This is a genomic window from Prolixibacteraceae bacterium, assembly GCA_019856515.1.
GTDB classification, from domain to species: domain Bacteria; phylum Bacteroidota; class Bacteroidia; order Bacteroidales; family Prolixibacteraceae; genus Halosquirtibacter; species Halosquirtibacter xylanolyticus.
This window is the reverse complement of sequence record CP082230.1, coordinates 243,124-268,072: the sequence shown is the minus strand read 5'-3', so window position 1 is coordinate 268,072 and position 24,949 is coordinate 243,124. Positions and strand designations below refer to the sequence as shown.

At 36.1% G+C, this 24,949-nt stretch carries 21 protein-coding genes and 1 tRNA gene; 5 read left to right on the top strand and 17 right to left on the bottom strand.

From position 1 onward, the window contains the following. Positions 1–13 precede the first annotated feature (13 nt). The 6 genes from K5X82_00885 to K5X82_00860 all read right to left on the bottom strand — a co-directional run bounded on the left by K5X82_00885 (position 14) and on the right by K5X82_00860 (position 6,693). The gene (locus K5X82_00885) at positions 14–1,771 is read right to left on the bottom strand and encodes a V-type ATP synthase subunit A (GenBank protein ID QZT37462.1); all 1,758 of its coding nucleotides are present in this window, start codon (positions 1,769–1,771) and stop codon (positions 14–16) included. Positions 1,772–1,779: 8 nt separating this feature from the next. Next, complete coding sequence (locus tag K5X82_00880; GenBank protein ID QZT37461.1) at positions 1,780–2,631, bottom strand: DUF2764 domain-containing protein; 852 nt, start codon at positions 2,629–2,631, stop codon at positions 1,780–1,782. A gap of 14 nt (positions 2,632–2,645) precedes the next feature. Further along, on the bottom strand, positions 2,646–3,257 hold the full coding sequence (locus K5X82_00875; GenBank protein QZT37460.1) for a hypothetical protein: 612 nt from the start codon (positions 3,255–3,257) through the stop codon (positions 2,646–2,648). A gap of 1,051 nt (positions 3,258–4,308) precedes the next feature. Further along, a complete protein-coding gene (locus K5X82_00870; protein QZT37459.1) occupies positions 4,309–4,602 on the bottom strand; it encodes a hypothetical protein in 294 nt (97 codons plus the stop codon). A gap of 643 nt (positions 4,603–5,245) precedes the next feature. Further along, positions 5,246–6,064 carry a 3-deoxy-8-phosphooctulonate synthase gene (gene kdsA, locus K5X82_00865; protein QZT37458.1) on the bottom strand — a complete coding sequence of 273 codons (819 nt, stop codon included), beginning with the start codon at positions 6,062–6,064 and terminating at the stop codon, positions 5,246–5,248. Positions 6,065–6,117: 53 nt separating this feature from the next. Beyond that, complete coding sequence (locus tag K5X82_00860) at positions 6,118–6,693, bottom strand: manganese efflux pump MntP family protein (protein ID QZT37457.1); 576 nt, start codon at positions 6,691–6,693, stop codon at positions 6,118–6,120. Between the two features lie 236 nt (positions 6,694–6,929). Between K5X82_00860 and K5X82_00855 the strand changes: the two genes are divergently transcribed. Both K5X82_00855 and K5X82_00850 read left to right on the top strand, forming a co-directional pair. Beyond that, on the top strand, positions 6,930–7,847 hold the full coding sequence (locus K5X82_00855; GenBank protein ID QZT37456.1) for a DUF898 domain-containing protein: 918 nt from the start codon (positions 6,930–6,932) through the stop codon (positions 7,845–7,847). A gap of 460 nt (positions 7,848–8,307) precedes the next feature. Next, complete coding sequence (locus K5X82_00850; GenBank protein ID QZT37455.1) at positions 8,308–9,237, top strand: DUF898 domain-containing protein; 930 nt, start codon at positions 8,308–8,310, stop codon at positions 9,235–9,237. A 384-nt stretch (positions 9,238–9,621) separates the two neighbouring features. On the opposite strand, the gene K5X82_00845 is transcribed toward K5X82_00850, so the two are convergent. Beyond that, a complete protein-coding gene (locus K5X82_00845; protein ID QZT39065.1) occupies positions 9,622–10,905 on the bottom strand; it encodes a replication-associated recombination protein A in 1,284 nt (427 codons plus the stop codon). Between the two features lie 333 nt (positions 10,906–11,238). Between K5X82_00845 and K5X82_00840 the strand changes: the two genes are divergently transcribed. From K5X82_00840 to K5X82_00830, 3 genes are all read left to right on the top strand, one after another. Next, a tRNA-Arg gene (locus K5X82_00840) sits at positions 11,239–11,311 on the top strand. Between the two features lie 152 nt (positions 11,312–11,463). After that, entirely contained in the window at positions 11,464–11,739 is a 276-nt protein-coding gene (locus K5X82_00835) for a hypothetical protein (GenBank protein ID QZT37454.1), read from the top strand. Positions 11,740–11,913: 174 nt separating this feature from the next. After that, on the top strand, positions 11,914–12,525 hold the full coding sequence (locus K5X82_00830) for a CPBP family intramembrane metalloprotease (GenBank protein ID QZT37453.1): 612 nt from the start codon (positions 11,914–11,916) through the stop codon (positions 12,523–12,525). A 14-nt stretch (positions 12,526–12,539) separates the two neighbouring features. On the opposite strand, the gene K5X82_00825 is transcribed toward K5X82_00830, so the two are convergent. From K5X82_00825 to K5X82_00780, 10 genes are all read right to left on the bottom strand, one after another. Next, positions 12,540–13,988, bottom strand: a complete 1,449-nt coding sequence (locus K5X82_00825; GenBank protein ID QZT37452.1) for a transposase — start codon at positions 13,986–13,988, stop codon at positions 12,540–12,542. A 1,724-nt stretch (positions 13,989–15,712) separates the two neighbouring features. After that, positions 15,713–16,762 (bottom strand): hypothetical protein, encoded by a 1,050-nt coding sequence (locus tag K5X82_00820; GenBank protein ID QZT37451.1) that lies wholly within the window; start codon positions 16,760–16,762, stop codon positions 15,713–15,715. A gap of 434 nt (positions 16,763–17,196) precedes the next feature. After that, positions 17,197–17,961: a hypothetical protein gene (locus tag K5X82_00815; GenBank protein QZT37450.1), complete on the bottom strand. Its 765-nt coding sequence runs from the start codon at positions 17,959–17,961 to the stop codon at positions 17,197–17,199. A gap of 190 nt (positions 17,962–18,151) precedes the next feature. Beyond that, the gene (locus K5X82_00810; protein QZT37449.1) at positions 18,152–19,378 is read right to left on the bottom strand and encodes a hypothetical protein; all 1,227 of its coding nucleotides are present in this window, start codon (positions 19,376–19,378) and stop codon (positions 18,152–18,154) included. Between the two features lie 254 nt (positions 19,379–19,632). Beyond that, positions 19,633–19,821, bottom strand: a complete 189-nt coding sequence (locus tag K5X82_00805; protein QZT37448.1) for a hypothetical protein — start codon at positions 19,819–19,821, stop codon at positions 19,633–19,635. A 97-nt stretch (positions 19,822–19,918) separates the two neighbouring features. Continuing rightward, positions 19,919–20,359 carry a hypothetical protein gene (locus K5X82_00800; protein QZT37447.1) on the bottom strand — a complete coding sequence of 147 codons (441 nt, stop codon included), beginning with the start codon at positions 20,357–20,359 and terminating at the stop codon, positions 19,919–19,921. A gap of 150 nt (positions 20,360–20,509) precedes the next feature. Next, positions 20,510–20,878, bottom strand: a complete 369-nt coding sequence (locus K5X82_00795) for a diacylglycerol kinase family protein (GenBank protein QZT37446.1) — start codon at positions 20,876–20,878, stop codon at positions 20,510–20,512. Positions 20,879–21,100: 222 nt separating this feature from the next. Beyond that, positions 21,101–21,517, bottom strand: a complete 417-nt coding sequence (locus K5X82_00790) for a DUF2335 domain-containing protein (protein QZT37445.1) — start codon at positions 21,515–21,517, stop codon at positions 21,101–21,103. Positions 21,518–21,968: 451 nt separating this feature from the next. Further along, on the bottom strand, positions 21,969–23,513 hold the full coding sequence (locus tag K5X82_00785) for a sulfatase (protein QZT37444.1): 1,545 nt from the start codon (positions 23,511–23,513) through the stop codon (positions 21,969–21,971). A gap of 350 nt (positions 23,514–23,863) precedes the next feature. Beyond that, the gene (locus K5X82_00780; GenBank protein QZT37443.1) at positions 23,864–24,796 is read right to left on the bottom strand and encodes an SDR family NAD(P)-dependent oxidoreductase; all 933 of its coding nucleotides are present in this window, start codon (positions 24,794–24,796) and stop codon (positions 23,864–23,866) included. Positions 24,797–24,949: the final 153 nt, after the last annotated feature.

Genomic DNA, 24,949 nt, shown 5'->3' with positions numbered 1-24,949 from the left:
CTCATGTCACGAACTACAATACAGCTCTCTCAGCAACAAGATCAAATAACTCCTTTTCAAGATCTTTAAACTTATCCGTTTCGAATTCAGAGTAATTCATCTGACGCATCTTATTAATCAAACGCTTGAAGTAAACTGACACTTCTGTAAAAGAGTCAAATTTAAAGTCAGTATGAACAATCCTCATCACCAAGTTCAACATATATTCTTGACGTACAATAGGAGTCATCATATCAATAGCATCGAAAGCATCCTGTTGTAATATAACGAAATCGATCATCTCAGACTTCATAAATGTCACATGATAATCAACTGGTACACCATCATCACCAAGAATATTGATCTGCTCACTCACCTCAAGACCTCTCTGAAGAATTGTTTTAACCTCGTTGATCATTGGAATCCAATTGTCGCCAATACGATCTTGAATATATGCCTCAAATTCAGGATACTCAAGATACTTCGAATACGAATCAATTGGATTTACAGCAGGATATCGTTTACTATCTGCACGACTCTGTTGAAGTGCATAGAAACAACGTGCGGCTTTCTTTGTCGACTCTGTTACTGGCTCTTTCAAGTTACCCCCTGCTGGAGATACTGTTCCGATGAACGTAATCGATCCTACGGCTCCATTGTTCAAATAAACATACCCAGCACGAGCATAAAAGTTCGCAATAACAGCAGAAAGGTCCATTGGGAAAGCATCCTGTCCTGGAAGTTCCTCCAATCTATTCGACATCTCTCTTAAAGCTTGTGCCCAACGCGAAGTTGAATCGGCCATCAAAAGAACACGTAATCCTTGCGAACGATAATATTCAGCAATAGTCATTGCGGTATATACCGAAGCTTCACGCGATGCCACTGGCATATTTGAAGTATTCGCAATAATGGTAGTACGCTCCATCAATTTACGTCCTGTATGTGGATCATCCAACTCAGGAAACTCGGTAAAGATCTCTACCACCTCATTTGCACGCTCACCACAAGCCGCGATAATTACGATATCGGCCTCTGCCTGCTTTGAAATAGCATGCTGTAATACGGTCTTTCCAGTACCGAAAGGACCAGGAATAAATCCAGTACCCCCCTCTACAATAGGATTAATCGTATCAATAGTACGAACACCTGTCTCTAGAAGTTTAAAAGGACGTGGTTTCTCTTTATAACCTTTAATAGGTTTTTTCACAGGCCACTTCTGAACCATAGTAACCTTATGTAGTTTACCCTGTTCATCCTCAAGCTCAGCAATGGTGTCATGAATACTATACTGTCCAGCGTCAACCAAAGTCTTCACCGTAAAGCTACCGTTCATAACAAATGGAACCATGATCTTATGAGGCTGACCATTTTCATCGACCTCACCAAGCCATGTAGCAGCTTGAACACTGTCACCTACTTTTGCAATAGGCTTAAAGTCCCATAATTTATCGTTATCTAAAGGATAAGTATAATCTCCTCTTTGAAGAAATACCCCATCCATCTTATCTAAATCATTCTGTAGTCCATCATAATTCTTTGATAGAATACCTGGGCCCAAAGTTACCTCCAACATGTGACCATCAAAGTTCACCTTATCGTTAATCTTCAGCCCTCGTGTACTCTCAAAAACCTGGACATAAGCATTCTTGCCAGTTACTTTAATCACCTCAGCCATCAGCTTGGTGCCAGCGGTTTCTAGGTAGCATATCTCGTTCTGCGAAACAGGACCATCAGCCTCCACTGTAACTAAGTTGGCAATAATACCTCTTACTATACCTTTTGTTGACATGCTTAATATTAGCGTTTTAATGAAAACTCATCTTCAAAACGGAAAGATGACTTTAACTGGTTAACAAACTCTCTAAATACTACCATACCCTCTTCCTCATTCAGCCCGCTCCATCTTTCGATCATTTCAAGCTGTATAAGATATCCAAAGATCCTCTCTAAACTAAAATAGAAAAAGAATGTATTCTCCTCTATATAGTTCCAATACAACGCATCCAATGCTTTCTCTCTATCATAGAAATTTGGCATCTCCATCACTTTCATGACTTGAGAAACATACGGAAACTCCACGGTGACACCAAAATCTTTAGCGTTACTTGTCTTCAGTTTCAATGAAAACTCATCTTCTCCTAACACATAAATAGTTCGATCCAATTCAAATTTACGACATTGAATAGCTGTCATAATATTACGAACACTATACTGAAACTTAAACCATTCAGCAATATATCCGTTAGAACAATCTATTCCGGCTTCATAATAAACCGTCGTCAATTGATCTTCCCATGACATATTTGGAAACAGTGTGTCATTCGTTTGATATGCGGGAATAAATCGACGAAACCAACTAGGAATATTAATGTGGCGAGGATCCTCTTCTTCTTGAAATGCCGTTAACATCTCTTTGACCTCCTCTTCACTATAATTTCCTCGATGATCCCACGACCCTTCCACAGCACCTAAACTAACTAATAAGTTTTGGTTATCGAACTTTCCATAGTAGTAAGCCAATAGATTCCAGTCTTTCTCATTGACGGTCTCTGAAAGCAACTCTTTTATAGAAGATGTGGTATGATACGCTTTTGCATCTTGAAGTTGTATCTCTGGCAATCCTGCTACGAAACTGTAATAATTGCTCATGATATCCTCCTCAATTATTTATTCTCAAATAACAATTCAACAACCTTAGGGCGCAACTGCTCTTGAAAATAAGCATCAAAATCAGAATCTGTAAAACGCATCTTAAATCCTCCTGAAGCAGGAGCCATCTCAAATCCACTAGTTAATGTTCCACTTGGTTTAACAGAGAAACCTTTCTCTAATGCGTCTTTAACTGCACTAGACAATTTTGTCTCCAACTCTGTAAACATCGCTTCTGGAACACGTATCTCCATCTCTGGATTATCACTAGAAGACCAATTTAGAATTAATGATTCGATCACCTTTTGTACAAAGGATACATCCATCATAGAAGAAGTAACTGGCTCTGATACGACTTTACCATCTATAAGGGAAATAATTTCCGACTTAAGACGTTCTTTGGCTTGATTCGATGCCATTCGTAAATCAGAGATCGTAGTCTCTTTTAAGTCTGCAGCTTGTTTCTGGGCCTTAGCTACAATATCAGCAGCTTCTTTCTTTGCTGCATTGATAACATCGGCTGCTTCTTTCTTTGCATTAGAAAGAACTTCATCTGCAGCCTCCTTCCCCTTTTGTACACCTTCTTGATATAACTTATCCGTCAGATGTTGAAGTTTATTGTCCATAATAAAACAAATATTTTGGGATTAATTTTTCTTCTCAACATTAATCAATCAAAACAAGCTCTTTTCATACAAAAGAACTGTTCTTTACTCTCTACCATTCATCTATAAAAAATCACAGATGAGACATAGATCATTCCCAAACAACAACAAACTCTCAAGCAAAATGTTCAGACTAAATCATAGCCTAATTCATTCATAATTTATTTCTCAACAACAGTTCGAATAAACAAATTAATTCGTGTCTTTCCCAACACTCAACCGTTTATTAACATTTATTTAACACTTCCAGTCTTCATAAAAAGATGAAGCCCATTGTATAAGATACAGTTACATTTATGAAGTGATAAATCCTTTTTATGACAAAAACAATCACAAATCAACACATTCGATTGAAATATTTCATTTCGAAATAATTATACATCTTTTACAACAACTTCACAAAAGAAACACCATAACAACCAACACTACAAGCAATTACCCCTCACATATTATACAACATACGAATAAAACTCTTTATTCAACACAATTTAGTTTGCATCCATCTAAAATCCATACCATTGGAATATATTCATAGAAAAAGGCCTTAAAAGTTTTAAAACACAATCTTTCCTTTTCTATAGACAAACTAAGGACAATCAAAAAATAGACTTAACAAGAACAAATTAATATAACACCCTTCCTTAATTTGCCTTCTCCATAGCGATAAAAGAACTCTGATTTTCAAAACATGGATTTTATTCCTACACTTTTCAATAATCGGGTAGATGGCTGGAAGATATTTAATCTTCCAGTACACCTCCCACACCACCGTACGTACGGGTCTCGTATACGGCGACTCCCTAAATCACGACTTTACTTTCTGATAATAATCACTTAGCGTAATATAGCCTGCCTTCTCCAAATTCTTATTCGTTATAGTCGTTTGTAGAATTGGACTCTTTGAAATGAAATGCGCCAATACTTTTTCCTCGTATTAGCATATTCATACGCTTTGCTCTTCAAAAACTCCGATCAAATATGCCGCATGAAATAATGATAATTCGCCATCGGGTTAACACTTACCTTTTCGTAGTTCTGTTATTAAAACTTTTCGATGAAATCTGAGATAATCTTTTAAGGATTCCACCTGCATCTCATCAACTCCATGACTCCCTTTATTTCGATAAACCTGTAAATAAGCCTTATTTAGGTTATCTGATTCTAGGACTCGTTCTAATAAATTATCTGTTGTAATGGTCGTTTTCATAATGGCTTCAGTTATCCCATTGAAAGTGTGCGCTCTTGAGTTATTATCGAGTTCCGCTCTACCTTCACTCAAGTAGCTATCTTCCGATATTTTCTGCATTGATCCCTTCATTAGGTAACAGTCTGTATTATGAACAATTTAAGATTCAGTCCTTCCTGTAAAGTGGATACAGTACTATGACCTCGGCTGACTTCTCACAGTTAACTTTTTGTGAATGGACAGGAAAAAAATACACTGTATCCATCTGTGAGACCTCCCATGGTAAGGAAATTAACTTTCACTCCATCTATCCGCCACATCTACGGTATAAACTCCGTGTAGAATTCGGACTTCACTTTGTTTGGCAAGCTTATCCAGTTATATACCGCCTAATGAGATTCGTATACCTCGGATCAGAGTTTTGCATACGGCTTCCTTCAGGTTATACCTCACGATAAGCACCCTTGCCTTCTGCTAGGTGGTTGGCTCTACAAACCTCCACTACGGACTTGCACCGATTAGTTAATTTACATGCATGGCACACCAAAAAAAAGAGACTGCTCACTAACGAACAACCTCTCTCTTTACCATATAAAATAGACCAATTGAATTATGCAATGAGCAATAAAAACTTGCGAATTTATTTTGTTTAGACAAGGCACATAAATGGTATTATAGCTTTCCCTTCGGGGATATTTTAACGACAGATAAACAACACAATCAAATAGCCCAACGAATAAATTCAATTGATATTGATATCAACCTAAAACTCACGCGTTACTTCATGTAAACGAACCAACTTGGTCAATAAACTCTCCATCTTATCTAAATGTAACATATTAGCACCATCAGAAAGAGCATTAGAAGGATCTGGATGCGTTTCGATAAACAGACCATCACACCCAACTGCAATTCCAGCTTTTGCTACAGTTTCGATCAACTGAGGCTTTCCTCCAGTCACACCACTCGTTTGGTTAGGCTGTTGTAGAGAATGTGTAATATCAAGAACCACAGGACATGCATTCTCCTGCATCTCTGGAATACCACGATAATCGATAACCATATCTTGATATCCAAACATCGTACCTCTTTCAGTCAACATCACATTCGGATTATCCATTTCACGAACCTTCTGCACTGCAAATTTCATTGAACCAGCTGCAAGAAACTGACCCTTCTTGATATTCACCATCTTACCAGTTTTTGCCGCAGCAACCAAAAGGTCTGTCTGACGACATAGGAAAGCCGGAATCTGAAGTACATCAACATAAGCAGCAGCCATCTCCGCATCCGCTTCCGTATGTATATCTGTCACTGTTGGAATATCAAAAGTCTCACTCACTTTACGTAAGATCTTCAAAGCTTTCTCATCTCCGATACCAGTAAAACTATCCAAGCGTGAACGGTTTGCCTTCTTAAACGACCCCTTAAAAACATAAGGAATACGAAGTTTATTGGTTATCTCTACCATCTTTTCCGCAACATGCATTGCCAAAGACTCACTCTCCACAGCACAAGGCCCTGCTAATAAGAAGAAATTACCACTATCGGTATGCTTTATTTTAGGTAACTGACCAATCATATCTATCTATATTTAATATTCTCAGAATACAAAGGTCGCAAAAAACTCCCTATTCACCCAACAAAATAGAGGTGAGTAATTAAAATCTTTACCCCCAATCCAACAAGCACAACCCCACCAAACATCTCAATGCTTCCATTCATCTGATTTCCCAATCTCTTACCAAGATAAACTCCTGCAGATGAAAACATAAATGTAGTCAATGCAATAATAAACATAGTGAGTCCAATATTAATCTCAATCAGCGCAAAACCAACACCTAATATCATAGCATCAATGCTTGTGGCTACGGCAACACCAACAAGCCCCAATATACTATTTGTAAAAAGGGTCTCTTTACATCCATCTTCCCCATCATGTGTCAAACCATCATAAAAGAGTTTCCCTCCAATGACTGCTAACAACAGAAAAGCAATCCAATGATCACAAGCCTGAACCTGCTCCTTAAAAGCGAATCCAACAATCCAGCCAAGACAAGGAAGAGCACCTTGAAAAAAAGCCATACATGATGCCACTTTAAACACTTCTCGTCGTCGGATATCCACACTGCATGCTCCCATAGTAACACTTGCAGCCAAACTATCAATAGAAAGCCCAATCCCAATTAGGATAATGGATAGAATATTCATTTTGCCATAGATTTAAATATAGTGTCACAAAATTACGTCAAATCAAGAAAACGCAATCACCAATTTCTTATTTAAAGCCATTACAAATACACCTTCATCCCTTTGAATCTCATACGATTTAATATTTTCTTTAAAGACGTACATTCATTGAAAACTAAAATCTAAAACCATAAGCCCTTCATAATTTGATATTTTTAACATATATTTAAATACATATTAATTTAATTACGCACTAAATGAAAAATTATCTATCCTCAAACATTTCATTAAAAGGATGCATTATTCCAATGATCTTTATGATCATCACATATGCAACACTTATCTTTACAATGAATCCACAAAGTAGTTATGTAGCTTATGGCTTTCTATCATTCATCGCCTTTTTTGCATCTGCTATAAGTTTATCTTTCTGCATGAGGAAAGGTATTATCAATGGACTATTTATTGAAGAAGAACCATTAAAATTCGATGGATCCTTAGGCAGATATTTCTTAATATTGATTGGCTATACTCTTTTATCCATGATTACAGTGGGAATTACAATACCTCTATTGATAAAGAAAAGCCAGTGCTTTTTTATTGATAATACAACATACAAAAAGGAGGCATTTAAGTTTAAAGGCAAAATCCAAGCAATGGTAATATTCATGATAATCTACCTTGCTGCATTCATAACAATATCGATAATAGCTGGAACTCAATTAAAAAATGGCAATATTCCAAGTGGATCAAATTTCCTTCCCTTAGTTATAGTATATCCTCTTATCCTTGTCTTAATTAGTTTTATATCCGCTTATCTATATAACTGGTACGCAAATATAGACTACAAAAACTACAACTTCCACTTTAGATCAAGCTTCAGCGCATATATCACACCATGGTTGTTGACAATATTGGGAACAGTATTCTCTTTAGGTTTAGTAACTCCATTTCTGAACATATGGATTGCAAAAAAATATATAAACGACTTAGAGGCTACAAATGAAGAAAGCACTGTTACCTTCTCTGAAGAATTAGATATTAAAGAAGATGGTATTTATTTACTAGGACAAACGATCCTTACAATCTTTACCATCGGAATCTACCTCCCAATCGCACAACAAAAAATATTGAATCGTATCATCCCTAAGATTGCTTACACCAAAGAGTCGTAATCAATCCATGCTATAATTAACAACAAAAGCATAGAGTCATCTCTATGCTTTTGTTATATCCAGACAATCAAAAGATTTGGCAAACCAAACCACTACAATGAGGTTGGATAAAATAAGAACCAATGTTCATCTATTGTATCATCCGTATTCCATCACGTGTACCTCATCCCATCGTGTCTTTGGACTTATTTAAATCTGTAGTCATCATTTTTTAGACACAATCATTGTGTCTCTACCAAGTATGGAAATTCAAAGAAAGATCCGTTTAATCCGTGGCCACATCTCCCATACACCTCAACCCTTCGTAGCTTAGTGTCTTTGGGATTCTTTTTAATCTAAGGCCGGTCTCTTCTCTATAATAAAAATCGCCAACTTTTATGGATAAAGCTTAGCACAGAAGGCTACTTATTACTTTTTATACATAAATTTGTTTTTTATCATATAACTATTAACATTTACCATGAAAAAGAATCTTACAGCCAATATCTCTCTACGTAACTGCATTTTACCGATGATCCTTGCAATCATTATCATAATATACATTTACACACCGCCAATCATTCCAATTTCAAACATATACCTGTCCACCTCACTAGGACAACTCACAAGAATAATATCTTGGCTTAGTTTATCCTTCTTATCATTTAAAATGGTCAAAGGAATTCTAGAGGGTATAATGATTGACAATGAAGTACTGGAATTTCATGGCATATTGAAAGACTACCTAAAGATAGCACTAATCTACAGTGTCATAACAATCATAACTTTGGGTTTAGCATTTCCACTATTCCTTAAGAAGAAGTATGAATATCTCGTGGCGAACACAACCTATAAAGGGCAACCACTTCAATTCAGAGGTTGCATAAAAGCAATGACGATATTTATATCGGTTATAATGTGCTCAATTTACGCATTTCTTGCCATCGCCATGTTGGATATAAATATTCCATTCTCATTCGACCTATCTGGAGACGCACAGTTTGCAATATTCTATCTACTGCTTATATCTTTCGTAATCATATCTACTGCCTATCTCTACCATTGGTATGCAAGATTCAATTATAAAGACTACAAGCTAGGATTCAAAAATCACTTTACTAGCTATATCCCATACCTACTTCTATCATTTGTTGGCTCAATACTGACATTAGGACTAGGCTCAATATTTTTCAGCTTATGGGTTAAAAAGATATACATTAAAGATTTCGAAGCAAAAAGCGAAGAACAGCTAATTACATTTTCTGAAGAGATCGATATATTTAACGACGGCTTCTATATTCTTGGACAAATGCTACTAATAATAATTACTATTGGAATCTATACTCCAATAGCTTATCAAAAAATATTGAATCGTATCATCCCTAAGATTGCTTACACCAAAGAGTCATAATCAATCCATGCTATAATTAACAACAAAAGCATAGAGTCATCTTTATGCTTTTGTTATATCTAGACAATCAAAACATTTGGCAAACCAAACCACTACAATTAGGTTGGATTAAATAAGAACCAGTGTTCATCTATTGTATCATCCATATTCCATCCCGTGCACTTCATCCCATCGTGTCTTTGCACCTTCGTGGTGAATTAAATCTGTAGTTATCATTTTTTAGACACAATCATTGTGTCTCTACCAAGTATGGAAATTCAAAGAAAAATCCTTCTAATCCGTTAAATCCGTGGCCATATTTTCTTAGAGCCTTTGTGTCTTAGTGGTTCCATTTAAATCTATTTCATCTGTGTGTCATACCCTGCACATCACCCAGCCTCCTTTTTAAAACCTAGACTTCCACCACTTCCTTAAACGTTCGAGAATCTTCTTCTCTTGGGCATTCTCTTGCGGCGTATAGAAACGGCCATTCTGCAACCCTTCAGGAAGAAACTGCTGGTCAGCAAAATTCCCATCATAAGCATGAGAATACTTATACCCTTTCTTATATCCGAGATCAGACATTAACTTAGTTGGAGCATTACGCAGGTGTAATGGGACAGGCAAATGACCCGTACGACGAACTTCAGCAATAGCCTCATTGATGGCACTATATGCAGAGTTACTCTTAGGCGAAGTAGCCAAGTAGATCGTACATTCCGACAGTAAGATACGAGACTCTGGCATTCCCACTTTATGTACCGCATCAAAAGTTGCATTAGCAAGAAGCAATGCATTCGGATTTGCTAACCCTATATCTTCCGAAGCCAAAATCACCAATCGACGCGAAATGAACTTTACATCTTCTCCCCCCTCCAACATTCGGGCAAGATAATACACCGAAGCATCAGGATCCCCACCTCTCACCGATTTAATGAAAGCAGAGATAATATCATAATGCATCTCTCCTTTCTTATCATAGAGAGCCAAATTCTCTTGTAAATTCTTCTGAACAGCATCATTATCAATCACAAGTTTATCCGTATCATTTTGAGAGACCATCGCATTAACCACGATTTCGATCACATTCAAAAGCTTACGTACATCACCACCAGAAAAACGCAACAATGCCTCATACTCTTTAATCTCAACAGATAAAGAAGCCAGATATCGATCCTCATCTAAAGCCCTATCAACAATTTTCTTCAATACCGAAGCATCCACATGCTTCAACACATAAACCTGACATCGAGACAACAGAGGAGATATCACCTCAAAGCTGGGATTTTCAGTAGTCGCACCAATCAACGTCACCACCCCCTGCTCTACTGCACCTAGAAGAGAATCTTGTTGCGCCTTACTAAAACGATGAATCTCATCAATAAACAAGATCGGATTAGGCGTATCAAAAAAACGCTGCTTCTTTGCCTTATCAATCACCTCTCGAACATCCTTTACTCCTGAATTTATAGCACTCAACTCGTAAAAAGGTCGTTCCAATAATCTCGCCACAATCTTAGCCAAAGTGGTTTTCCCCACTCCAGGAGGCCCCCATAAAATAAACGATGAAACGGACTTATTCTCGATCATTTTGCGAATAGGACCATTAGGACCCACCAAATGCTCCTGACCAAAATAATGATCTAGATTCTGTGGGCGTAATCTTTCGGCCAAAGGTTGATTCAAAATACTATCTCCTTCTCTTTAAGAATGTGTTATACGAATTCAATAAAAACATCAACTCAAAGATACATATTTTCCTTCGCTGCTCCTTTATTTCAGACAGAAAGAATGATCACATCGAATTCATCTTATATCACAACACATATCACCCACAACACACCCACATCAACCAAACATCTATCTTACAACAAGATACACAAAAACAAAATCAACATAAAAAACCATCAATACTCCAACCCAATTTCACACCTCTAATTCCACCCATAAACACGGAGCCATTTTAACATATCACCTAGGAGGCTTCATAAAAAATGTATATATTTGTTCCCATTCAAATAAGGTTCCATAGTTCAACTGGATAGAATGTAGGATTCCGGTTCCTATGATAGGGGTTCGAATCCCCTTGGAATCACCCAATTAGAATAATGAAGCCCATAAAATGGGCTTCATTTATTTTACTCCCAGCCAATTACATAACTCTTCAAAGTTTTTCGTATCTTTAATAATAGAGCAAAAATCGGATGTTTGTGATACCCGTTTGTTACACTTAAATTATAGAAACGAATGAAAGCAAAATACAGTTATGTTTATAATAGAAGGAACAAATTAAATAAACAAGGGACTGCTCTTGTTCAAATTTGTGTCTATTTTAAGAGTCGGCAAAGAGTTTATATTTCCACTGGAATATACATTCGTCCAGAAGAGTGGAGCGACAAAGATAAATGTATTTGCAAAAATCCCAATGCTATAAAATTGAATCACCAAATCCGTTCTTTGAGGAATAGAATCGAGGACAAAGAGATGGAACTTTTGGATAGAATAGTTGTATTTGTCGCTTGAATCCACGAAAAAACTATGTTACTTTTAGATATAAGAAATCGCGCATAAAATGATTCTACGAGATTACATGCGTATATCAGTATATTAGCAATAATTTGTGAATGACATGATTCGAAATAACAGATTTGAATAGCATAATATAGTAATAACCAAAAATCGAAAAGGTATAACTTTATGACTAGAAAAGGCTTTTTAAGAATCTCAATATTCTATTTGATAGGGATAACACTTTCAAATGTATTCAGATTTGATTTATTTAACATATATGAATCAGGAGAAAAACTATCTGTAATTGAATTATTATTAACATCTTCTTTAGGAGCAATTGGATTGCTAATTGGATCCTTAATTTCGAGACATTTATTGAGTAAAGAGATAAAATTACAGTATAGTCTATTTGGGACATCTTGGAAATGGAGTTTAATAATGCTAGTTATTCCTATCATCCTTCTTGTCATATTTGGAGTGCAAAACGAGAATGAGATAAATGTACATTATTACGGTTTGATCGGAGGGATTGGAACTCTGTTTTATTGCTTTTGTGAAGAAATAGGTTGGCGAGGATATTTGCAGGATGAATTGCAGTCTGTAAAAGAATGGAAAAGAGTAATATTAATTGGATTCTTATGGTATTTATGGTATCTATCATTTATTTCAAATCAAAATTTCATTGATAATATTCAGTTTCTGGGATGGATCATTTTTGGTAGTTGGGGTCTTGGAAAAGTTATAGATTCAACAAAATCAATAATCGCATCTACCTGTTTTCATATGATTATTAACTGATGTTTCCCATGTCTTTATTCAGGTTCATAAACCATTGATTCAATGAGCCTAAAGAATTTATTATTTTCGGGTTTATTTTTAAGTACACTGATTATCAATTCATTAAAATCACTATCGATGATTTCTGCGAGAGTTCTCATCAATTCGAGGATAAAACCCCAAATTCGTTGTACTATTACAAGTTCCATTCCTTGATCTTTTACATGAGCAAAGATTCCACCTAGCGTCTCATATGCCTCGAACCTTTTTGCTAAACTAAAAACGTTAAACTCAATAATAGCTACAGATAGATCTGCTATTTGAGCATCAAAATCACTCGATTGAGATTTTCCTAAACCAAAATAGTTCTTTGATTCCTTAAAAAAGACCTCAATACTCCATCTAATACTATATATCTGATAAGCTTTCTCTATGCTCAGCTTTGTATTTGAAGATACCAATAAATGCCATTTCCCTCGCTTACTGTTCTTGCAAAAGAATAGTTTTACATCTGTACCTTTATATTTCACTGTGACTTCTGCACAATATAGACTAAGTGACTTTACCCATTTTACTCTCTTTCGCTGTTTAAGTAAGAGAGCAAGTTCTTTGGTGCTATATTCTTTGTCTTTGAAAGAATATTTAGCACTAGACATCTTAGCCATTGCAACAAGATGCATACCATTAGAGATCACAGTTTTTAATATTGAATCACAGAAGAACCAACTGTCCATAAGTATGTAGTCTACTGTAATTCCTTGTTTAATAGCATTTACCATCATCTCTTTTGCCATCGTTATTTTATCAATAACGAGTTCTTTCTCTCGGTTAAACCCATTACTCTTTGTTGATCGTTTCTTTGAGAACTGTTTTTTACGTTGTTTGGCAGTGAGTCCAAATGGAGTCTTTTTATTCTTCCCTCTTTCTTTATGTAGAGAGAAGTCCAATGTAAAATAGCTTTTGCCATCCCATAAACCTAGAAATAATCCTTTAAAACCAAATATATAACGATGGGTTACATGCGACCATATTTTACTAACATGTTCAGTTTTGTAGGTAGACTTCTCAAAATCAGTATCGTCAATAATTAAGCATCTTTCTGCTTGATTACAGTCATCAGAGTGAGAGTTTTTGGCTATTTGACCAAAGAGTTTATTATTACATGATGAAACTATAGTACGCCAATCTATCTGGCTGTTATTTTTAAATCGATAGAATGTATTCTTTTGTGCTTCTAACATCTCTGATAGATAATGCTTACTGTAGCTATAAATATTAGGGATAGAGAAAATTGGGAAAAGTAGTAAGCCTAATAGTATGTCACCTTTGAAGTAAGTAGACTGAGGCAACTCTTTATTTCCTAATTTCAGTTGTCTTAAGTTGAGTAACTTGTAAAGGCTAATAATTCGATTAATTCCTTTTTCACTTGAACTGAAAAAACTCTGTGTCTCTGAAAAAACTTTTGTACTTTTATTCTGAAGCATGATTTATTTGGTTATTGGAACAACATTAATTTACTGATAATTAATGAATTATCAAAATAAACATGCTTCTTTTTATGCTGTAAATCAAGATGTTAGCCTACATGGGAAACATCAGTTATTAATATTATGATGTTTAATGGGCAAATGACAAAAGGGATTGAAAATACATCAAAACATTACATTCTTGGAATTTCTGTTGCTTTATGGATTGTTATAATTGTAATATGGGGAAAACAAGAAAAAACTATTGCTAACAAATTATAAACGTAAAGCGAGCGAAGTGAGTAAAATGATAGAGGGTGAAATATACAACGATAGCGGCAACTTGAAAGTGTAGTGCGTTAAAACCCGCACTACACTCATAAAGTGGCCGTTAGCCATCATTAAAAAAAATCTATGGCTCTTTCCGAAACTTGGTAGGTAACCATATGGCGTTGCAACCAAATCATCAATGCAACGCTATATTCTCCAATCAAATTACGATAAACAGACCATCGTTTATTGTAAGTTTATGCTTTTTGAACCCATATCGTTATGGTTTGTTAACTCTTTTGCATCACTAAACCTATAGCATGACAATAGAATATTGATCTATTAAACATTTTTGATGAATGAAGTATCAATGAAGTATCCTTGAAGTATCAATAAACTACGAAGGAAACCCTATCTAAAATGTCGGTTATTTCCTAAAGTAGAAGCACTTTTCCGATCCAAGTTATCATAAGAACCATGAACCACCTTAAAGGGGCAATTCATGGTCTTTATGCACCTCTTAGAAACACGCAGCTACAGTTCGGAAACAGAATCGATTGCAATTACACTCCTGTATTCTCCATGCCACATATCGCCTTCACCAAAACTAGTAACATAGAAGAGTTTAGATGCCTATTAAAGCAGTGCAATTATTGAACAACACATTCAAGGTTGAAGAAGATGACGAATCATTGAAATAGTAGCCTAAAGGACACAACCTGCGAGATTAAGACGTTTTAGATAAATAGTGATTCATAAAGAACTCTTAAAGCCCCCATCACCTGACTAACATGCTACTATCCCCTGCTTTTTCTTGGGTATCAATCCAAGTATATTCGAAATTCCCTCACCCAAAATGGGAAATCGATGAATGAACTTCGAGTGAACTTGGAAGGAACTTCGAGCCATCTCAGGGGAAAAGCAGGAGCAAGTAGCTTGTTGGTCAGAGTAAGGTGATATTGATGTGGTCGGATGTAATAATGGTATTTAAGTATTGTTCTATTTAATATGGTCACCCTCCAAGTTTCGAAAAGAGCCTTATTTTTTATGGGGAACAAAATTTTGACCATAGATCTTGTATTAGATTGGAATTGTCAAGTGGATTTTTGGGATGATCGTTTTATGTGATATGAACTGAGGCTGAGATAACATGCAAACGTCTATATTTCAAAGCATCTATATTGATCCACTGGAAGTTCTCCTACCTGTTTGAAAATGAAACCCGGGAGTGTGAATTTTACACTACCTTACACTATCACACACTCCTCATATTTTAGAGATCTTCTTTTATTTTTCCGATTTTACATTGACACAACTAGATGATTAATTGCAGATTATGGAACTAAAATCTATTATCATCGGACTTACAGCCCTTCTGTAATTTTTTCACTAATATCCAGCGCTTCGCACTGGATTAGAAAGTGTAGCCCTTTCAGTGTATGTTGCAATAACGTGGATTAGAAACAATCAATCTAATTTCTACGAATAAGATACCGGTTAATTTGCATGGTGGTGTATTCTGCGACTCTTAGGGTTGCAAGAACAATAGCGACGGCATCAATGACGGTAAGGGTATGTCTAGAGTGATGTGCTCCTGTGTTTCCACTAGATTGTAGAAGTCGGAAATAAGATAACATCCAACCAGCATCTTCAAGAATCTTTGTATGAAGCATGGAGAGCATCTCATTTAAAGAGAGTGTAGTCGTATCTATATCTGGAGACCAGATGTTAATTAGACACTCACTACAAATCTCTGCTAATACTCGTCCTGCAACCGCAATACTTTTGACCGAAGGAGTGGGGGTATTAAGGAGGTTATTGATCTCTTCAATATGAGGTAATAGTGTTTCACTGAATCCACCGATTTTCCCCTCCAGCTCTTGTTGACATGTGCGAAGTAGCTCTAGGGAAGTTGTACTGGAAGGTGCGGTGTCTTGTCCAAAGAATGCATCGATAGTATGGTTTAATTTTGATGCTGCTTTCAGGTCATATGCAAAAACTCTTACGGTCTTCAAGGAATCACAACGCATAGCCCATTTTCGTACGACACTCATAATTCCTGTTGCGGTTTCATCTAGAGATAGATTCTGGGCTCCCGATCCTAATAGGGGGATCGAGATGGACTCTAACTCAAGGTACTCGATCACGTCAATAAGCTTTTCAAGTCGCTTCATCGATGCATAGAAATTGGAGTTCTGCTCCTCTCCTGCCTCTTTACGATTGGTCATCTCTAATACCCATAAACATTTATATGCTTCTGTTTTAGGACTGCTTAAATCATAGATACCTTGTCGTAATTTGATGGCATTGTCGGGTAGACCATTCTGAAACGATATATCAAAGCGTTCATGAATACGTCCTAATACGGTTCTTTTGGTTGGATTAAAATCTCCTTGAAATGCAGAGACCAACAATATATCAGAATAACGAGATGTAATATCTCCACCATAAAACTCTAGCGTTAAGGCCTGTCCATTATTACTAGGAATCTCTGTAATATTAAAAATAAAGCTATTGTCCAATCATCATAAATTTAGGAATGACTATTTGTAGACGTATGTGTTGTCACGTCCATTGTAAATATAGAAAAATATGATCACGGATTAAAGGTTAATGCGTAAGGTTTATTAAAAAGAAGCCCAAAGACGCAAAGGCACGAAGAGTTGATGTGGTAGGATTATTAAAAGAACCACAAAGACGCTAAGGCACGAAGGTTGATACGCATGGATTATTAAAAGAAGCCCAAAGACGCTAAGGCACGAAGGTTGATACGCAAGGATTATTAAAAGAATCACAAAAATGCAAAGGCACGAAGAGTTGATGCGGAAGGGAATGTACCGCAAAGACGCGAAGGTTGATTCGAAAGGACGGAATACGGATGATAGGGATAAACTGATTTTTATTCACGCTCCTCATCCGACAGGGACAGCCCTACGTAGAGAAGCGATGGTCGCGTCTAAAAATAGTCGTAGGTTCTTTCAAGAATGTACTCAGGTCTACCATTCATGTGGTCGATACGCTTTGTCCAATTACCATGCTTGTCATACTCATAATGGGACACAGTTTTACTGTCAGGGTCTCCTTTTAAGTCGTATGAAATTCTCTGGCTACGATATCCATTTTGATTGAAGTCAAACGACAATTTATAGTCCAATTGGTTGTCTGCATTAAAATAACTTCTCTCAACACATTGCCCATGATTATCATACCTCATTAAGAGTTTACTGATCAAATGAGACTCTGAAGTATATCTCTTTTCCTCAACACATCGGTTGTCATGATCAAAACGATAGGTGTAGCGATACTCTAAGTTTGCCTCTGCATCATAATCTTCTTGTGCAATACAATTATCCCGAGTATCATATGTAAAGATAGATTTATTCATCAATCCCTCCTGTAAAGAGTAATTTTGTTTTTCCACGCAAAGCCCGTTGTTATCATATACCATGATAGACCTATTCACTAAAAGATCGTCTGAATTATAACTGTTTTGTTCTATACATCTACCATTATTATCATAAACAAGTTGTTGATCATAACCATATGGCCTAGCACGTATGCCTTTAACCACAACATCAGCACTATCCTTTGCGCGATATGACCATTCGGTAAACGATCTCACCTCCCCTTGTAGACGATCCTTAGTCCAATCGTTATAGTGCTTCTTACTGGAACAGCTAAATAAAAATATGGAGAACAATAGTGCTAGAATAAACTTCATATGTTATATAATTTGTATCATGATATTGGGGGCATTCTTCTCTTTCGAAGATGCTCTTTGCATAGTACATAAATTCTGTTTTATTTAAAAACATTATTACAAAAATTATGAGCTACTCTTATGTCTAAAGATAAGAATAGCTCATTGCAAGATGTAATTAGTTAATTTCTAAATATTAGTGACCTCAAATCTATGAAGGGGTACCGATTGGAAGATAGACATGGATGCTCCCTAGACCATGAGGAAAGTATTTGCTTTTCGTTTTCATATCTACAGGAATGATCTTCTTCACCGACATATAATCAGAAAGAGAAGGTTTCTTGCTTGCATGATATGTTTTCAATTGGGTATGACAATGATCGCCATTGACCGCTTCTCCCTTTAGTTCATATTCACCATCACAGTTAAAAAGTACACCTCGATCTTTTGTCGCCACTGCATCGTCATGAAGTTGCATTCCACAAGAGATCACAATCTGAATATCTACAGCTTCTATTTTACCCTCTTTTAAGTAATCAGCCAATCTCTTGCGACGATGATCAAGACATATCTCCACTCCTACCTTAAGGTTTTTACACTTGATATTGGATAGTGGAAGGGTATCCACAGGGTTTATTTTGGCATCTATTGAGGGGTAGTTAACCATTGTTTGAAGATAATAGTCGACATGATCCTCTGTGGCAGAAGGGTTGTTCAGGATAAAATCCTCTTTGGACTTATGTTCCTTTTGAATAGCATAACTGTTTCCAGCATAATATACAAAACAGCGGTTATATACCATCTTCTTTGCCAACGCGTCACTGAGGTCTAATAGATCTGTTAGTAATGCGGAAAGGTATTTTTCTTTGTCACTATTTGATCTCTTCTTTTTATCCGCAATCTTTACCACATTGGCAAAAAGTTCACGTATATGGCTGTTTGATACTGGATCAAGAATATTATATACCCCCAAGTAATCGTTCCCTAATTTCGCGAGCGTTTTATCCTCTTTTGTGACACTATCGGTGATATCATGGGTCGTAAGAATAGAACCAAAAAGGAAGAGCCAGTCATCTAGATTATACTTTTGCTTGAGTTGATCCACCATATTAATAAGCTCTGATGTAATCTTTTGGTAGATACGATCCTCTTTCTTTACATCGTAGTGATATGCTCCCTTGATTCCTCTCCAAAAGAATTCAGGTAAGGCAAAGATTTTTAACGTAGTATTGGTGTGATCAATCTCTTTTGCCTCTAGCAATTGTAATAATACAGAACGAACGACATCCAAACGAGTTTGGATGTCGTTGGCATCCTCCTTGTCTCCTAGATATTTCCCCCAATCACTCATTCCTTCCACAGAAACTTTCAGTTCTGGTGTTGTGGAAAGTGCATGTCCTATAAACTGTACTTGCAAATATTGACTTTCAGCGACCATAGATTAAGTATTAATGGTTAGATAAAATACCTCCATATGAGATAACACCGTATAAGTTAATAAATATCAACCACATAACAAAAAACGAGCAAGTACAAAAGAGGCATTTCACGATATAGATCATATTCATCAGGTCGATAAGGTAGAGCGTATGTGAGTGAAACGCATCCTTTGATGATAAGAGAATTCTTGGCTTTAGGTTATATTGTGACGCACCGAGGAGTTATGCCCATTAATAATTCGATGGGGATAGACTATCTCTTCTTTTGTGATCTCATTGTATGAATCACTGTAGCTAATCCGCCAATTGTTATGATATTCCCTATCCATCCCAACCAAGAGACAAATTGAGGTTCCTTATCAACACCGTAATGTAGTCGTAGGATTGTAAAAGTCAGGATAAACATCGACCCCACACCTATAATTATTGCACTTCTTTTCATATGATATAATTTATTTTTGACTCATTAATCAATAACAATGTTTAACAAATACAATTAAAACTTACACACTAAAATACAGTAAATCAATGGCAAATTTTCAATCATCGAGTCCTTTTAGAAGAAAGAGTTTAAAAGATTCATCAGCCCAAAAGCTACTGAAGTTAGGCGTATGAGGTGCAAAAGAGGTTATCGGTGTAATTGGAGTTATTTGTTTCATCGACTTGTATGGCTCAATACTACTTACAGTCCCCATTGCTTCTTTTGTCTTGGCCACAATCTCTCCGTCATGATTATAAAAGATACTCTTATCAATCCAACCAAGATGGACACCATTAAAACCAAACACATTCATCACGCCATCTTCTCTTTCGATGAAAGCCACAGGGGTACCATCCCATAGAAATATTGGAAGGTCATCATCTTCGGTGTCAATATAGGCAATACACTCCCCATCCTCATTAAATAGTGTAATCTCATCTTGAGCTTTTGATATCAGACTAGATATCAAAATAATAAAAGCAAACACACATCTCTTCATATTATTCGTATTGGTTAGTTAATAAATAAGCTCTACACAATTGATTGTTTCAAAACTAAGTTGGTATTACGATATTGTCTGATAGATGAAAGGGTAAGCGGACTAAGTAGAACTCTTCCATAAAGATCGTCGTATCCATTAAACTTTGTATTAAAATATTTTGTCTATAAAAATCAGTATTCCTATAATTAATGAGATAAATGCAGTAACAAGGACACTTGCTGCGGATAGATCTTTTATCTTTTTTATCATCTCATGTTTATTCGGGGACACATAATCTGCAATATTTTCTATGGCAGAATTAATAATCTCAAGACTTATAACCAAACCTATGCATAAAAGAATAGCTATCCACTCTCCTATGGATATGTGGTAATAGAAACCGGCAGCTACAACAAGTATGGTTGCGAATAAATGAATGCGTGCATTATGCTCTTCTTTGATTAATACCCGCAACCCATTGAATGCGTACTTAAAACTTTCTAGCCTCTTTGATAATGAAAAGTTCTGTTGCTTCATAAGAATTGATTTTTCTATATTGTTCCATAGAGAGTAAGTACGTTGAAATGGTTATATTAAAGTCTCCAATTACACGCAATCCGAATGACTTGATATCTGTAAAATAGAGACTATTATATAAAACGAACACAAGGTAATGTTTATTTAAGTTAAAACAACACCTTGTTTATTTATGGAAACACCAATAGTATCTCTTTTCGAGTTGTGAACTACTCTTTACAATCAATCCTTAACTTTTTTCACCGAATAGTAACTATAATACGTATTTACAATAGGTCCAATTGCGCCGAGCACTGCAAATAGGATTCCTGCAGATACCCTTCCAATAATGATAAATGAAATTGATGCCCCAACTAATGTTAAGCATACAATAATAGTAAAAATAGAGGCACTTTTTCTAGCATTTACAAGAGACTCTGCATTCAACTTCTTTATCTCAAGTTGTTCAGATTCTAGTTGTTGTTTATGTAATCGTTCTTTCTCAGTCATAGACATTATCCTCTCAGGAAAACCAGAATCAATATCTCCGTATTGTTTCATAAGTTCCGGAGACATTACCAATTCTCCTTTTTGTATATTCTCATGTAGTTCAGAGGATTGAACACGACCCATCTTTATTGTTTCAATTTCTTTATCCATAACGCAGTTTTATTTATACAACATTAATTTTGCCAAATAAATTATGAAATGAGCTATAAACCTTGATTCTACACTGTTCATACTTCATAAAAAGATAACACTGAAGGGAAAGCTATGCTACCATTTTTGTGGCTTTGTCTTAACAAAATAAATTTACAAGCTAGGATTGCTCATTTCGAAATTCAGCTGGTATTATCACTTCTCATCATACGAACAATAGAAATATCACTTTGTTTACTTTTGACATGGTAACGAGACGGAATTGTGACACAATAAAGGGACAAAAAAAGTACTATGAATCTGCTCTATGCTAATATCAATATTGAGAACTGGAGTGGTTCTCCTCAACAGATTACAGAGAGCATATAGTAGGAAATTTTGTAGAAGAGAAATTACGATAGATTAGTATAGAAGTAGAAAATCAGTACTTCTATACTAATCCATTCAATGCTTAATGCTTCTTTTTGGGGCCGTAATTATAATTTGGTTTTTTCATGATTCCACTCTTTTCTGACCAAGAAATATGTCGATCAAAAAGAGTAGAGTAGATTTCATAGTTATGTCCTTTTACCGAGTTTCTTGACCATACACTAACCTCATTATCATACAACTTTCTCATTTTAATTAGTTGTCTCTTCGCAGAAGTCTCATTAACTATATTGTGCATCTCATAAGGATCATCATTCAAATTGAACAACTCCTCTGTTGGCTCCATTCCCTCACCATAAAACCAATAAAAGTATTTATAACCATCTGCAACTAGACTAAGACAGTGTGTTGGATTTTCGCCCCATACTTGTATTAAGATTTCATGATCTTTCACTTCTCTCGTTGGATTTGAAAAAAGAGGAGAGAGACTCACTCCATCCATATTAGAAGGGATTTTAACTCCTGCGGCATTCAATATTGTTGGTGCGATATCGACATTGGAAACCAATGCTCCACAATGCTTTCCATTCCCTTTTGCTCCCGGAACGTAGGCTAAGAGTGGTGCTCTTGAACCTTCTTCGTAAGTTAGCACTTTACCTCCAAAACCATGTGCACCACAGTGGTAGCCATTATCAGAGGTAAATATGATTATCGTATTCTTATCCAGACCTTGGCTTTTTAGTTGGTCAAGAATCATCCCTACAGCTTTATCGACACCATATATCTGTTGGTAATATTTTGCGAGCTTCTTATCATATTGAGCAGGAGACCATGTGTCGTTAATTCGTTTATATTGACGGCCCTGTTTAGATTGTTTTGCAAGGTGCTCGCCATTTTCTTTCCAATAGTTTTCCTTTTTGGTAAAGGTTTTATTGGCATAAACATGGTTATATTTCTTATCAGGACTCATCGGACCATGTGGCGCTTTAAAACTTACGGATAAACAAAAAGGTTCTTTTTTATTTCCATAGTCTTCTAGAAATTCAATCGCAGCAGCTCCCAAAGCCCCTGATACATGTGGGTACTTTTTAGCATAAGGGATCATATACTTATTCTTTTCGGTTTTATAGTCTCCTTGTCCAGGCCACCCTCTCCACCAATCGAATTTATCGACAGGTAAGTCTTTATACTCGTGGTATCCACAGAACTTAGAATTTTTTCCTCCTTTAATAGCATAACCAAACTTCCCAGCAAAGCCGACCTTATACCCCGCTCTCTTTAGTAGCATTGGATAAGACTTTTCAAATTTATCAGGTGTCATGGCCCCATGAGAGAAGTTGCAACCAGTTTTGTTTTCGTACATCCCAGTCATAATTGTCGCTCGTGAAGCCATACATATTGCCGTCGTATTATAGTATTGGGTGAAGATGATTCCTTTCTGTCCAATTTTATCAATGTTAGGTGTCTGTATTTCATTATTACCTAAACACCCTACTGCTTGATAACTTTGGTCATCTGTTAAAAGGAAAATGATATTGGGTCTCTCCTCTTTCTCTTTTGCAAAAGATTGATATGCCCCAGTTGCCATTAAGAACGTAGCAATAATGCTTTTCTTCGTTAAGTTCATAGTCTTCTTTTTATAGTTTATTGGAAATAATTATTTACGTCCACAAAACAGCAACAACAGTCAATATGAACTGACTAAATAATCATTCAAGGCAAATATATTATAAAGAGATCCAAAGGGATAACACGATTATTACATTGGGTAATACACCTCAAATTAGGACGTCCCAATAGTGAATTACAAGTAACATGGTTCGATCATCTTTTGAAGGTCAGATGTAACATAAATTCCCTTTATCTAATTTAGTCTATGGATATCATTCAACTGATTATCAACACAAAAAAAGCATATACCCAAAAGAGAGATATGCTTTCTTAATGTTCTTTTCACGACTTCTTTAATAGGAGAAGCTATTCGTTCCACTCTTCAAGATCAAAAGTTGTATTTAACTTCTTTTCAGTCCATTCCCATAGTTTTAGAGCAGCTACGGGATCTTTTGAGATACGTGAAGAATCAACTACAGTAGGCTCCCCTTTTAACTCCTTAAAACCGTCAGGTCCAACAAAGCTCCCAGGGTTTAGATATGGATCAAGTAGAGCTCTTAACGTAGGCATCGAGCCATCTTCCGCATCTTGAAACAAGAATCGCTCTAAAAGCCTTATGAATGGTCTTTGTATTGGAGAAACATACTGAAAGAGGTTGGTTGAGGAAGCCCCTGGATGTGCAGCATATGACTTCACATGGCTACGACTCCTAGAGAGTCTACGTTGAAGTTCGTAAGCAAACATTAGACAAGCTAATTTACTTTGCCCATAAGCCTTCTTCTTATCATATGTAGACTTTGAGTTGTAATAATTCCATCTTGTATCCCCCCAGCGGTGTGCAATGCTACTTAACTGAATAATTCTTCCTTCAGGGGCATTTTCGATCATCGGGAATAGTAGGGAGGTAAGTAGAAAGTGTGAAAGATAGTTTACGGCCAATTGAGACTCGACATCCTCATATTGAAGGTCTAGTGGAGGCATCATGATCCCAGCATTGTTTACAAGAAAATCAATCGTATCATATTTTTTCTCAACTTTCGGCACAAACTCTTCTATTGATCTTCGAGAAGAGAGATCAAGAGGCATAATTTCGATCTTTGCGTCAGGTAAATCTTCAATGATCTCATTCTTTGCTTTGGCTGCTTTTTTAAGATTACGACAAGCCATAATTACAGTAGCCCCCTTTTGGGCAAGCACTTTGCTCGTTTCAAGTCCCAGTCCGGAGTTGGCACCTGTTATTAATGCTACTTTTCTATTTAAGTCAATTGTAGATTCGTAATCAAAATAATCGTCGTCCATTTGTTTATTTAATAATGAATTAGGTATTAATTATGACAATTGTTTCTCCTAAAAATAAGAAATAGATTGAATAAACCACACGATTTATTCGTTATATATTAAAAAATATTTTTTTCTATCTCTTAACAACAACATTAATGTGTAACTTGTTTA